The 12,949-nt window shown below is 39.3% G+C and carries 11 protein-coding genes and 1 pseudogene; 5 read left to right on the top strand and 7 right to left on the bottom strand.

The window, feature by feature from the left end; translation table 11 throughout:
- Positions 1-113: 113 nt before the first annotated feature.
- Together MKZ02_RS23690 and MKZ02_RS23685 are read right to left on the bottom strand one after the other, a co-directional pair.
- Positions 114-1,076 (bottom strand): 3-hydroxyacyl-CoA dehydrogenase NAD-binding domain-containing protein, encoded by a 963-nt coding sequence (locus MKZ02_RS23690; RefSeq protein WP_340856868.1) that lies wholly within the window; start codon positions 1,074-1,076, stop codon positions 114-116.
- Between the two features lie 19 nt (positions 1,077-1,095).
- Positions 1,096-1,836 carry an acetoacetate decarboxylase gene (locus tag MKZ02_RS23685; RefSeq protein WP_340856867.1) on the bottom strand — a complete coding sequence of 247 codons (741 nt, stop codon included), beginning with the start codon at positions 1,834-1,836 and terminating at the stop codon, positions 1,096-1,098.
- A 171-nt stretch (positions 1,837-2,007) separates the two neighbouring features.
- Between MKZ02_RS23685 and MKZ02_RS23680 the strand changes: the two genes are divergently transcribed.
- Complete coding sequence (locus MKZ02_RS23680) at positions 2,008-2,895, top strand: LysR family transcriptional regulator (RefSeq protein ID WP_340856866.1); 888 nt, start codon at positions 2,008-2,010, stop codon at positions 2,893-2,895.
- A gap of 195 nt (positions 2,896-3,090) precedes the next feature.
- Here the strand turns inward: MKZ02_RS23680 and MKZ02_RS23675 are convergent, their stop codons facing one another.
- The 4 genes and pseudogenes from MKZ02_RS23675 to MKZ02_RS23660 all read right to left on the bottom strand — a co-directional run.
- Positions 3,091-5,016 (bottom strand): TRAP transporter permease, encoded by a 1,926-nt coding sequence (locus MKZ02_RS23675; protein WP_340856942.1) that lies wholly within the window; start codon positions 5,014-5,016, stop codon positions 3,091-3,093.
- A gap of 46 nt (positions 5,017-5,062) precedes the next feature.
- Positions 5,063-5,575, bottom strand: a complete 513-nt coding sequence (locus MKZ02_RS23670; RefSeq protein ID WP_340856864.1) for a DUF1850 domain-containing protein — start codon at positions 5,573-5,575, stop codon at positions 5,063-5,065.
- A 47-nt stretch (positions 5,576-5,622) separates the two neighbouring features.
- Positions 5,623-6,609: a TAXI family TRAP transporter solute-binding subunit gene (locus MKZ02_RS23665; RefSeq protein WP_340856863.1), complete on the bottom strand. Its 987-nt coding sequence runs from the start codon at positions 6,607-6,609 to the stop codon at positions 5,623-5,625.
- A 168-nt stretch (positions 6,610-6,777) separates the two neighbouring features.
- A pseudogene (locus MKZ02_RS23660) lies at positions 6,778-7,092 on the bottom strand (DDE-type integrase/transposase/recombinase); the annotation flags it as partial.
- Between the two features lie 398 nt (positions 7,093-7,490).
- Here MKZ02_RS23660 and MKZ02_RS23655 point away from each other — a divergent pair.
- Genes MKZ02_RS23655 through MKZ02_RS23645 form a run of 3 tightly spaced genes read left to right on the top strand, consistent with a single transcriptional unit; the run spans position 7,491 to position 10,242 of the window.
- On the top strand, positions 7,491-8,549 hold the full coding sequence (locus MKZ02_RS23655; protein ID WP_340856862.1) for an ABC transporter substrate-binding protein: 1,059 nt from the start codon (positions 7,491-7,493) through the stop codon (positions 8,547-8,549).
- A 29-nt stretch (positions 8,550-8,578) separates the two neighbouring features.
- A complete protein-coding gene (locus tag MKZ02_RS23650; RefSeq protein WP_340856860.1) occupies positions 8,579-9,397 on the top strand; it encodes an ABC transporter ATP-binding protein in 819 nt (272 codons plus the stop codon).
- Positions 9,398-9,417: 20 nt separating this feature from the next.
- Complete coding sequence (locus tag MKZ02_RS23645; protein ID WP_182917191.1) at positions 9,418-10,242, top strand: ABC transporter permease; 825 nt, start codon at positions 9,418-9,420, stop codon at positions 10,240-10,242.
- Between the two features lie 673 nt (positions 10,243-10,915).
- Here the strand turns inward: MKZ02_RS23645 and MKZ02_RS23640 are convergent.
- Complete coding sequence (locus MKZ02_RS23640) at positions 10,916-12,037, bottom strand: class II histone deacetylase (RefSeq protein WP_340856859.1); 1,122 nt, start codon at positions 12,035-12,037, stop codon at positions 10,916-10,918.
- Between the two features lie 148 nt (positions 12,038-12,185).
- Between MKZ02_RS23640 and MKZ02_RS23635 the strand changes: the two genes are divergently transcribed.
- Positions 12,186-12,902, top strand: coding sequence for a LuxR C-terminal-related transcriptional regulator (locus MKZ02_RS23635; protein ID WP_340856858.1), 717 nt, complete (start codon positions 12,186-12,188; stop codon positions 12,900-12,902).
- Positions 12,903-12,949 lie beyond the last annotated feature (47 nt).

The raw sequence follows: 12,949 nt of genomic DNA, 5'->3' as shown, positions 1-12,949 counted from the left end.
ATTTCCCCCTACCTTTTCATACTCATTATAAACATCGATTCATCATCAGCTTTTTTGATTTGCTTTTGTTACTGTTTGATCAGTCGCATGAAATATTCCTATCTTTATCGGGATTAATGTTGATTGTTCATTACATGGAGAACCGATATTTGCTTTTGATCACGTTTGTTTTCCAATTCCTCAATCTGTACTTTTCCGTAAGAATTCATTGCCTCATTTGATAATTTTTGAACGATGGATTCGTCTAGGGTTGGATTTCCAAGGTTTTTCCATCCTGATTGTAAATTAGGACCAAGATGTTTAAGAAATGCCGGGAGTCCCCCTTTCCCCCCTCCAAGATGGAATGTGAGGAACGGACCGCCAACTGCCCATCGTAAACCGATGGAATTCGTTACGATTCGATCCAAATCTTTCATTGAAACGACTTCTTCAAGAACTAGATGGATCGCTTCTCGAAAGAGGGCGGATTGCAATCGATTAGCAACAAAACCGGGGATTTCTTTTTTTAATACCATGGGCTCTTTTCCTAATGATTTATAGAAAGCAATGGCATCATTAACGGCTTGAACTTCTGTATGTTCTCCTGGTACCACTTCAACGAGCGGAACGAGATGCGGGGGGTTAAATGGATGTCCGATTAAAAGCCGACCCGGATTCTTCATTCCTTTTGCTATTTCGCTTGAAGGGATTCCGGAAGTGGAGGACAGCAAAAGCGTTTCTTTAGTTACTGCTTTTTCAATTTTAGAAAACAATTCCTGTTTGAATTCAATTCGTTCTGGTCCATTTTCTTGGACAACAGCCGAGCCTTGAAGCGAACGTTCCAGATCCGGCTCTATTTCTAAATGATCTGTTAGATTTTCAGTTGGCAGTCCAAGAGCTTTTAACGTAGGCTTGATTTGTTCAATCCCATTAAGAACTACTTCTTTTAAGTCAGGACGAGGATCATTCACACGCACTGTCAATCCATAGGCTAAAAACAAGGTGGTCCAGGAAATCCCTATTGTGCCAGCTCCAATAACGGTTACTGGATTAAATCGTTGCAATTCTTCAGAGAGCGTTATCTTTGAATTGGACATGTATGGTTTACCTTCCTTTCTATTTTTCAGCTAAATAATCATATATAACAGTTGGAGAGGGCAATGAAAGCTCTGTTAGAATATGAGAAGCCGATACGACCTCAAGGACAGGCAAATCCGCCATTGGTGCCAACGCATGTGCGAACAGCTCCAGCCTTGCAGGTCCTGACCAAGCACCAAGTATTTTAATATCCGTAATTTGGCTCCGGACCAATTCGCAAATTCTTGGATAGCCATCATATCCTGGCATTTTTTTTAACATATAATTCGGTCTAACGATTTCTTTAAGCGCCTCCGAATGATCAAGCGGAAAATGCTTATACCCCATTGTAGCTGTGGCCACCCGCAAAGTACTATAATCCAAGGTTCCGACTAAGGTGTCGGAATCAACATATAAACTAGGCTTGCCTAACTTTTTAGGATACGCTGCTATTTCTCTGCCGGAAGCGATGGCAGGAAAGCTATCTACATACATGGCATGAAGATAATCGCCTTCTTCCCCTTCAAAGCTTACAGGGATGACCTGCCCACACTCTGTATAGGATCCTAGCCCTGTAACATCTGGCATTTTCATAATTTCAAATCTGATAAGTGGATCTTTAACCTCCAATGGCTCCGGAACTATTTTTTTCAATCTTTCAAGATCGGTCCTATACAAAATATTTAAGTATTCACGATTATAAAAGCGGTATGGACCTAAAGGAAACGCCCCCGCATCCAAAGGAGTTGTAAACTGCTTAACTACTTCATCCTTTCTCACTTAAATGACACCTTCCTTTTTTAATCAGGTTCTTAAAAAATTTTCATGTTTATCTTGCCCTCTTGTACTTTTTCTACATCCATAATTTTATATCGGATTTTATATTTAATCTAATACATGTTATTTTATAAATATATTTATTTTAGTAAATAATAGGGGTGTAAAAAATAGATGGAACTGCTTCAATTGAAATACTTTCAGACGGTTGCTTATACAGAGCATATTTCTAAGGCTGCCCAACAACTAAATATTGCTCAACCTTCATTAAGCCTCACAATTAAGAGACTTGAGGATGAATTGGGAACAAAGTTATTTGATAGGAAAGGAAGAAATATTGAATTGAGTTCTTCTGGAAAAATTCTTTTGAAACATGTGAACAAGATTTTTACCGAAATTGAAAATGCAAGAACGGAAATTCAAGCGAAAGATCAGGAAAATACACGCACCATTAAAATATCGATTTCCAATCCTAGATTCCTCACAGGGCTGATCAGTGAATACATTACCCAATATCCGGAAATAAAAATACAACAGGGAATTGGAGTGAGAAGTGGAATACTGGAAAGCTTAAAGAAGGGGGAAATTGATTTAGGTATAGCAGGTCCACCTATAGTGGATGAGGAGATAAAAAGCTGTGTGTTGTTAGATGAGGACATTGTCCTGGTATTGCCCTCCACCCACAAGTTGGCAGGCCATTCAGAAATCTCTTTAAGAGATGTTGCCAATGAACCATTTATTTCTCTGGCTGGTAATGAGGAATACAGTAAATTTACAAACGAACTTTGTGAAAAAGAGGGATTCACTCCCAAAAATAATTTTGAGGTAGATTCTAATCTATTAGCAGAAATTATTAAGTTAGATCAAGGTGTAGCATTCCTTCCCATTTCAGTGTGTAGAAAACACCATTTACATTACGTAAAAATTGCAGATATTGCCCCGACCTATACAGTCGGACTGTCTTGGGTAAAAGATGGGTTGTTATCTCCTTCAGTAAGAGATTTCCGGGACTTTATTATTTCCTATTTTAAAGATAACCACCAAATGTTCAAAGTTCCCTAAACGCTTTCAATATTACTAAGGTAACAACCTGGTCCGTTTGTTCGATAAAATGATTGTATTTTTTAACAAATTTATTATCTCTATGCACGGGAAACCTTTGAAAGTTGGATTTCCTTTAAATTTATCCAGTTATCAATATTAGATTTTAACAGAGCCAAAAAAAGCCCAAAGACCGCGGCCTTTGGGCATCATTCGTTACATGGATGGCGAAGATGGCACCTGTGTATTGTCTTTTTTCAATAGCCAGTATTGGCTGCCGAGCATAAGAACAAACGCAACAAGACCAATCGCACTATAGATTCCTTCAGGGTAGACCAAAAGGAATCCAATGATCACCGCAACTGCTCTTTCTAAAAAGTTAAGCCTTCTCATCCAGTAGCCGATCATTCCTGCACCGATTGCAATCATGCCGACGAAGGCAGTGGAAATGACCCAAAGTGCTTCTATCCACGTCGTATCAATCAGCATCAATTGTGGAGAGATGACAAAGATATAAGGAATGATAAAAGCCGCTATAGCAAGCTTTGATGAGATGATTCCTGTCCGTACCGGTTCACCGCCAGAAACCCCAGCTGCTGCAAAGGCCGCGAGTGCTACAGGAGGCGTGATATCGGCAATGATTCCGAAATAAAAAACAAACATGTGAGCCGAGAGAGCCGGTACACCAAACAACAGAATAGCCGGAGCTGCGATTGTGGACGTAATGACATAGTTCGCTGTGGTAGGCGATCCCATGCCTAATATAAGTGATGCGATCATCGTTAAGATCAGGGTAGGTATCAAATATCCACCCGAAAGCTCAAGCAAACCATTTGCCATCTTAAGTCCAACACCTGTTACCGTAACAACGCCAACAATCATTCCGGCAGCCGCTGTAGCCGCTGCTACACCAAGAGCTGTTCGAGCACCATCTGCCAGCGCTTCAATAAAGAGCTTCGGACCCATTCTTGTCTGCTTATTGAACATTCCGACTGCAATCGCACTGACGATCGACCATAACGCCGCCTTCGTTACACTCATTCCGCTCATTAAGAGGATAATAACGACCAAGATTGGAATAAGCAGGTAAAGTTGTTTAATAACCCTTTTCGTTTCTGGCATCTCTTCCCGGGACAGTCCTCTGAGTCCGATTCGTTTCGCTTCAAAATGGGTCATAATCCAAATCCCTGCAAAATAGAGGATAGCCGGAATGGCAGCAGCCTTTGCAATATCCCAATAGGTGATCCCGCCTCCAATAAATTCAACCATCAAGAACGCAGCAGCCCCCATAACAGGCGGCATAATCTGTCCTCCAGTAGAAGAGGCAGCCTCAACCGCTCCAGCAAAGTTCTTGTTATAACCTAACCGCTTCATCATCGGAATGGTAAAAGCACCCGAAGTTACTACATTTGCAACCGAGCTTCCACTGATCGTTCCCTGCAGGGCACTTGAGAAAATGGCTACTTTAGCAGGCCCCCCCACTCTTCGGCCCGCAATAACAATTGATAGATCATTAAAATATTCTCCTACTCCTGTTTTTACAAGAAATGCCCCAAACAAAAGAAATAAGAAGATGTACGTTGAGGAAACCGCGAGCGGCGTTCCCAGTATTCCTTCTGTCGTAAAAAACATCGTTCTAACGATACGTTCAATCGTCAAACCTCTATGCTCTAAAAACCCTGGCATATATGGCCCGAAATAAGCGTAAAGCAGGAATAAACCCGAAATAACCGTAATAGGAAGCCCGACGACACGTCTTGTTGCTTCTAAAACAAGTACAATCGCGATGGCTCCAATCAGAAAATCCTGTGTTGTAAGCTTTCCTACCCTCATAACAAGATCATCCATAAATAAGTACCAGTACGAACCGACAGCTAGAGATAATAAGGCCAGGAGCATGTCATACCAAGCTACTTGAAACCGTTGCTTTTTTTCTCTTTTCTTTTTTGATGCAGGAAATAATAAAAAGATCAGTGTAAGTGCAAAACCTAAATGGATCGTTCGCTGCAGCTGTGCTGGCAAAACGCCAAATATAGCTGTATAAAGCTGAAATAAAGAAAAGGCAACAAGCCCGATAAGCGTAACCCAGTACAGGACTCCTTTTAATTTTCGAAAGCCTGCTTCTGGATCGTATTTCTCCATTAGCTCTTGTACGGTATCATCTGAAATTTGATCGCCCTGCAGATGTTTATTGTTTTCCAAGCCTTTTCCCTCCAATCATCCATTGCCACATACTCCATTTTTTTGTTTCTATCCTTACCCATGATCCTTTATCACTGAAGCTGGAAAAAGGATATTCTTCTCCATCAATGATCAACCTATGATCTGCAACTACTTGTCCCACCCGAATATCAAGAGAAGAAAAGGTCCTATTCATGTTCGCTAAAATATAAGTTCCATTCTTTTGGGTGAATGTCTCATTTCCGCTTGGTCCTGAAGGCATCCCTACTCCAAATTCCTCAAACCTTATTTCCGTCTGTACAATCTCCCCATTTTTATTGGTCAGATAGGTCTCAAGAACAGGCGTCCTATGGATAGAGTGTATATACTTTATACTGAATTTTTCACCTGGCTTATTCAGAAAAAAAGCTAATGGTCTGCCGGACTCACCCTCTTCTGTAACGACGGCAGAAAAGAACGGATACGAGACGGCAATAACAAGAACAGTTACAATAATTAATATTGCTATTATTCTCTTCATAAGAACACATGGACTAAAGAAAAATCTTCAGTCCATGCTTTCACCTCTTATTTTAGAATTCCTTTTTCTTCAAAATACTTTTTAGCTCCCGGGTGGAGGTCGATTCCCATCCCTTCTACAGCCTTCTCAGCAGAAATCAGTTCTCCTTTTGCGTGGCTGATCTTATCTACATTTTCAAAGATAGCTTTCGTAATCTGATAGACTGCCTCCTCATCCATGTCTTTACGGACAGTCAGCATGGATAATACAGCTACTGTTTTGACATCAGCTTCTAATTTGTATGTTCCGCTTTTCACTGTATCCTCAATGTAATAGGGATGAGTATCAATCAACTCTTTAATCTTATCATCTGCAATCGGAACGACCGTTACAGGATTTGTTGCAGATAATGCATCCACAGCGCCGGTCGGTGTTCCTGCCGTAATGAATGCCGCTTGAATGTTTCCGTCTTGAATTCCTTCAGTCGATTCATCGAATGAAAGGTGCTGCGCATTAATGTCTTCCATCGTGATGCCGTGGACTTTTAGGATCTGCTCTGCGTTTGCGAAGGTTCCGCTTCCAGGAGCTCCTACTGAAACTTTCTTTCCTTTTAAATCTTCAACGCTTTTAATGCCGCTGTCTTTTAGCGTGACAATCTGAACTGTTTCAGGATACAACGTACCAATACCCGTCACCTGATCAACCTTCTCTTTAAACATTTCTTTGCCTTCTACCGCATAGCTCGCAATATCTGTTTGTGTAAAGGCAATATCTGCATCACCGTCTTGAAGAAGCTGCATGTTTTCTACAGATGCTCCTGATGACTGTGAGTTCGCTTCAACGTCCAGCTCTTTACCGATAATTTTCGCCATCTCACCGCCAAGTGGATAATATGTACCTCCTGTACCACCAGTCACAATGCTGATTCGGTCAAGATTCAAAGCAGGACTTTCCCCTGATTCCTTTTTCTCAGACGGCGTGTCAATTTTTTGTCCGCATGCAGCAAGTGAAAATGCCAACAGTAAAACAAATAATAAAGTGAGCCCCTTTTTCATGCTTTCCCTCCTAGTGAAATTAATTATTTTCTATTTCAATAGTTTAGCATAAAATCCCGAAAAGTTTTCCAATAATTTAAATATTCAGATTAGTTATTTGCGTAAAATGTAGATGCGGAATAAGTATTAATTAAAAACGGTTCTGATGCAAATACTTGAAGAATATATAAAAAAGCGCCTGACTGCTTGTTTTCCTCTTAATTCGCTTAGACGAAAATGAATAGTATTTCCTTCTGAATCAACAGCACGATACAGATACATCCATTGCCCTCTAACTTTCACATCGGTTTCATCTACTCTTCAGGAGTCATGAATTGACTATAGATGACGCTGCACTCTTTCATCTAATCCATATCCATATTGATAAAACCAGCGCATGATGGTTGCATGAGCCATGGATAAGCTTCGTTCCTCCATCGATTCCACCAAATCACAAAAACTGAGTCCGTACCGAAGATACCATCTAACCGTTAATAAAATAATATCAGGCTGCTATTATTTCCACTTGAATTCTACGGGTTTTATCACACCGATACGCACGTCCTTCTTAGTTTAGTAGGATCCGTATGTTCTAGATTTAGAGATTAGTTCAAGTTAGCTGAAATCTTTGCACCAGAACCAACCTATGGGCACTATTGTCACTAATCATACTTGCCCAGTTATCTGCGACTGCGAAATATTCGTTGATACTTCTCCTCTTCTTTCTTTGAAAATCGAACAGATTTATTACCAATCATTCAAGCTCTTCTATTTAAAATTATTCAAATTTTCTAAAAATATGTTGACGAAATTTATAAGAGAAAGATAAAATTTGTTTATATACAAAAATATGTTTTATATATGAAACTAATCATTGAAATTATTTTAGGAGGGGAAATAATATGTCTAGGAAAAAGTTTTTGGTAATAGTTCTTTTATGTTTAGTGTTAATAGTATCTGCCTGTAGTCAAGGAACAACGACGGAAAGTGAAGACAGTTCAGGAAAAAAAGCAGTTAAGCTTACTTTTGCAGAACCAGCAAGAATTTTGTCAGTTGCTCCATTTTATGTAGCTATTGAGCAAGGATTTTTTAAAGATGAAGGCATTGAAGTTGAAATTGCATCTGGCGGTGGTGGCTCACAAGTAATCGCTTCTGTCTTATCAGGTGAAGCTCAATTTGCGGTCTCAGGTCCCCGCAGTATGTTTGCTCCCCTTGATAAAGGAGAGGATTTACTAGCAATCCAATCTTTAAACTCGGCTCTAACTTATCAAATTACACTCTCTAAAAAGTACCAAAAGAAAAAGAACATTTCTAAAGATTCACCACTTAAGGATAGAGTTGCCTCGTTAACTGGCGCCACCATTGGCACAAACCTTGTTGGGGATTCCGGAGATGTTTACACCCGGTATTTAATGAAACTGCATGGTGTTGATCCAAACACTCTCGAAACTGTCAAATTAGCAGGCGATGGATCGAAAATTGGCGGTATGCAAGAGGGAATTGTTGATGGTGGCATTGCCTCACCCCCAATGGGCTTACAAGCAGAAAATAAAGACGTCGGCGAAATCGTAATTGACACAATGGAAGAGCCCATGTACAAAAATATGGTTTGGGAAGTTGTTTTTGCCGATAAAGATTATTTAGAAAAAAATCATGAAACATCTTTAAAAGTGGTTAGAGCAATTGGAAAAGGAATGGAATTCACGCGTGATAACCCGAGAAAAGCAGCGGAATCTATCACCTCCTACTTTGAAGGCATCGATGTAGAGATCCTTGAAAAATCATTAATCGGATTAAAAGATACGTTTAAAGGCTACGGAGAAATGAATCAGAAAGCTTGGGATAATGCGCAAGATCCATTAGTTGAATTTGGAGAGATGTCAGGTGTTTCTACCAAACAAGATACCACTGAAGATGTTATTTGGACAAACAATTATATCAAAGAAGCTTTTAAAAAATAATTAATCTAGAAAGGAGAGAATCTAACTAAATGGGGGCTACAAAACCACTCCAAAAATTAAAACTGTCGACTCGTTTTTTAAATGTTGCCTACGTAAACAATAAAACCGGTACAGAAGTAATTGCCTTAAAAAATATAAATCTGGATATTAAAGACGGCGAATTTATCTGTATCGTAGGACCAAGCGGCTGCGGGAAAACAACTTTTTTAAATACGGTAGCTGGCTTACTAAAGCCTAGTAAAGGAGAAATACTGCTGGACCAAAAGAAAATTGATGGCCCAGGCAAAGATAGGGCGATGGTTTTTCAAAATCCTAGCCTCCTGCCTTGGAGAACAGTTCTAGATAACGTACTCTATGGAGCTGAGCTACAAAAACAAGTATCCACAGATAAAAAGCGGGAAGCTAAAGAATTTATTGAGATGGTTGGTTTAAAAGGCTATGAAAACCACTACCCTCATGAATTATCAGGGGGAATGCAACAGAGAGTAAATTTGGCTCGCGCATTGACAGTCAATCCATCATTGCTATTACTGGACGAGCCGTTTTCAGCATTGGACGCGCAAACTAGAGAGTTTATGCAAAGGGAGTTACTCAGAATATGGAGCGAAACAAAGAAGACCAGTATTTTTATTACTCATCAAATTGATGAAGCCGTATTTTTAGCAGATAGGGTATTTGTCTTTGGAGCAAGACCTGGGCGCTTGGTGGAGATTATAGATGTAAATACACCGAGACCAAGAGATCTTCATGTGAAGCGCAGTCCAGAATTTTTAACGCTTGTAGATCACATATGGTCTATTATTGAAAAGGAATCTTCAAAGCAGGGTTTTGACGATAAAGAAAAATAATGAAGGGAAAGGAGACTATTATGACTAAAGGTGCTATCCAAGTTGCACAATCGGAGCCTAAAATAAAAAAACCAAAGAAATTAAAAAAGGAAAAAAAACCTTTCATTATTAGCTCTGTTTCTGTTTTACTTTTTCTACTCCTCTGGGAAATTGCTTCCCAAAATGAATGGATAAACCCATTATTTATCAGCTCACCAATTGAAATTTCACAAGCAGCATTTTTAATGGTACAGGAAGTCTCCTTTTGGGAAAACATGAAAGTAAGCGGTTACGAATTCTTAGCAGGATTTGTTTTGGCTATACTTATTGGAATTCCAATTGGCGTGTTCTCGGGCTGGAACACTAACTTTAATGCAGTAGTCAATCCTTTTATTTCAGGACTATATGTCACCCCTAAAGTTGCCCTTTTACCCGTGATTGTCATTGCATTCGGAATTGGACCTGCATCCAAAATTGTTATAGTATTTTTGATGGCCTTCTTTCCAATAGTGATGAGCGCACAAAAGGCGATGTTAACTTTAGACCAAAATTTGATCAAAGCAGCAAGAACATTTAACGCAAGTGAGTTTCAAATTTTTAAAACAATAGCATTGCCTTCAACCGTACCGTTTCTGTTGAATGGCATCCGACTGGGGATTGGTCAAGGGCTAATCGCTGTAGTTGTAGGTGAGCTGTTTGCTTCAACAGCTGGCATTGGATATCAGTTAACAAGCAATGGCCAAAACTTACAAACGGATCGGATGTTTGTCGGAGTATTAGTAATTACTATAACAGGTCTAATCCTTACTTCTTTATTGGGTATGATTGAAAAACGATTTTCCTCTTGGAAACCAGACCATAGTTAATAAATTGGGTTCTGAAGCACAGATAGATAAAAATAGTAAACTCATATATTGCTAACGAACTCATACTTCTCAAGCCCAAACAATTGGAGTTTCTTCTGATCTTGGACAGATTGATTTACGACATCAATCTGTTCTTTTTTGAGCATATACATCGCTTTGCTCAAGTGTGACTTTGAAATAAAATGAAAGCTTTCAGAAACTCAAGAACTGAGCATTCTTTTTACAGCAGCCAAGAAGGCTGGTAAATTATCATCATTCAAAAAGTGACCAGCGTTATCTACCGTCATCAATTGACAACTCGGAATCAGCTCAGAAACTTCCTGCAATTTGTTTTGAGGAATATGACCGGACCCATCTCCTATAATAAGAGACGGTATGCTTATGTGGTTAATACGCAGCCACCACTTGGGATTAGGCTCATTAAGTTGATGTAAAATCGAAGGACAACTAGCCAATCAAACGGTAGAGGATCAGAAGGTTTCGAAGGGACTTCGATCGGCTTATCTCAAAAAGGAGGTGGAGTGTCTTCAACAATCAACCTTTCTCTCCTTGACGGAAATGTTTCCGATAAGAGATAGAATACTGTTTTGCCCATGGAATGACCAAGTAGCCAGTCCATAATGCATACAAATATAAAAGAAGAAACCCCTATTTCAGGGGTTTCTTCTAAAAACTAAGCTTTCACAGTCAAATCCCAATAAGCTGATTGAATTTCCTTAACCTTTGACACGTATTCTTTTTGAATATCATATAATTCGTCATATGGTAGGTCTTTAAATCCTTCTACAAAAGGATCTTCAACTTCTGTACGATTACCACTCATTTCCTCAACAATTGCTAAAGAACAGAAAGGTACGTATGCTGCACTATATCCGCCTTCATGACAAGCCACTAATTTACCTTCGCAGTGCTTCTCAGCTACATTCATCATAAATTTAGTCATTTGTCTGTAACCATCTGCATTTACCATCATCCGTGCAAGTGGATCAAATATACCTGCATCCTGACCAGCAGAGATGATAATTAGCTCCGGTTTAAATTGATCAGCAATAGGCTGTACAACTTCTTCTAACGCATACATGTATCCAGCGTTTCCTGTACCCGCAGGAAGTGGAATGTTAATATTTCGACCAATCCCCTCTCCCTTACCAACATCCTCTCGACTTCCCCGGCCTGCTGGATACAAACGTTCTTGATGAAGTGAAATGAATAATACATTTGGGTCATCATAGAAAGCTGATTCCGTTCCATTTCCGTGATGCACATCCCAATCAAGAATCATAACACGCTCTAATCCAAGTACATTACGAGCGTACTTTGCTGCGATTGCAACGTTATTAAATAAACAGAAGCCCATCCCTTTATCTGCCTCAGCGTGATGGCCTGGGGGACGCGTTAATGCGTAAGCATTATCCACCTCACCCTTAACAACAGATTCAACTGCTGTAATCGCTCCACCGGCCGATAGCAGGGCAATTTCGTAGGAACCTTTCCCTACGAGCGCTAGTTCACCTGCATCGCCAAAACCAGCTTCACTCAACTCTTTTACTTTATTTATATATGACTCGGGATGGTAAAAACTAATTTCTTTAATAGTTGCAGGGCGAGGTTTAATTTGAGTTAATTTGTCCATTAGTCCACTTACTTCAAGTAGATTTTTAAAGCGCCTTTTAGTTGCAGGGTTTTCAGAATGCACATCGGTTTCGATATAACCTCCAGGAGGCATAAACAAAGCACCATTCCCTGTATCATGCCAGAAATACTTCTCATCACAAATAAATGCTGTTTTCTTCACCGTAACCCCTCCAATCATTTAATTCATCCGCTGCTAATTTCATTAAATGACATTTTTAAGAATATTACTATTACCCGACCGGGTGATTTGATAGAATATTCTTAATATTATATTTTTATTACATTTAATCAGTTAAAGGAGGGATTTTATGAACAGCTATACGTTGACCCCTAAAGAGTATGAGAAAATTATTCATTTTTCAGCCCAAATTACTTATCCAGTGGAAGATATCCGCTTACACATTCAACATAAATTAGAAGAATATTTTGGATTCACTCAAACCATCTTTTGGTATTCGGATGATCAAGGGAATTTAAGCGATCCTCTTAACTATAAACTAAGTGATAGAGCACTCATAGATTACTTGACTGAATATCATTTTTACGACCTCTTGCATCCAATGAAAAATGTAGAGTTATTTCGTGAAAAAAAAGTTATTCGATTAGCCGACCTTGTCTCAAGCGATCAGTATGAAAATTCACCTTTTTATCATTCGTTTTTGAAGAAATACGGGTTTCACGATGAAATGGTAGTGGTGCTTGCTCATCAGGGGAAATTCGTAGGAGCCATTGGAATGGCTCAAAAAGAGAACACGAATAAATTTACAACTAATGATCGCAACATATTACACCTCATATCAGACGTTATAGCATCTGTGCTTTTACATCAATTAAAAGATGAAAACGAATTTGGTCTATTGTCAAAAAGAGAGCAAGAGGTTGTTGAGCTGATTAAAAAAGGATGGACTAACCAAGTTATAGCAGATACATTGCACATCTCCGTAAACACGGTAAAGAAGCACTTACAAAATATTTATGAAAAATATAGCGTAAATAACAGAACACAATTAGTCCAAAAACTATAACTAACCTGCCTGGCATAAAGGATTGCAAAACTACATAAGAACGAGAA

It is taken from the genome of Pseudobacillus sp. FSL P4-0506 (assembly GCF_038003025.1).
Classification (GTDB): Bacteria; Bacillota; Bacilli; order Bacillales; family Domibacillaceae; genus Pseudobacillus.
Note: the sequence above shows the minus strand (reverse complement) of the source record. Positions and strands in the feature narration are given on the sequence as shown.

Excerpts from the sequence above, each read along its gene's own strand:
- MKZ02_RS23675 (WP_340856942.1), bottom strand. The coding sequence starts at position 5,016 with ATGGAGAAATACGATCCAGAAGCAGGCTTTCGAAAATTAAAAGGAGTC.
- MKZ02_RS23690 (WP_340856868.1), bottom strand. The coding sequence starts at position 1,076 with ATGTCCAATTCAAAGATAACGCTCTCTGAAGAATTGCAACGATTTAAT.
- MKZ02_RS23680 (WP_340856866.1), top strand. The coding sequence starts at position 2,008 with ATGGAACTGCTTCAATTGAAATACTTTCAGACGGTTGCTTATACAGAG.
- MKZ02_RS23670 (WP_340856864.1), bottom strand. The coding sequence starts at position 5,575 with ATGAAGAGAATAATAGCAATATTAATTATTGTAACTGTTCTTGTTATT.
- MKZ02_RS23665 (WP_340856863.1), bottom strand. The coding sequence starts at position 6,609 with ATGAAAAAGGGGCTCACTTTATTATTTGTTTTACTGTTGGCATTTTCA.
- MKZ02_RS23650 (WP_340856860.1), top strand. The coding sequence starts at position 8,579 with ATGGGGGCTACAAAACCACTCCAAAAATTAAAACTGTCGACTCGTTTT.
- MKZ02_RS23645 (WP_182917191.1), top strand. The coding sequence starts at position 9,418 with ATGACTAAAGGTGCTATCCAAGTTGCACAATCGGAGCCTAAAATAAAA.
- MKZ02_RS23655 (WP_340856862.1), top strand. The coding sequence starts at position 7,491 with ATGTCTAGGAAAAAGTTTTTGGTAATAGTTCTTTTATGTTTAGTGTTA.
- MKZ02_RS23635 (WP_340856858.1), top strand. The coding sequence starts at position 12,186 with ATGAACAGCTATACGTTGACCCCTAAAGAGTATGAGAAAATTATTCAT.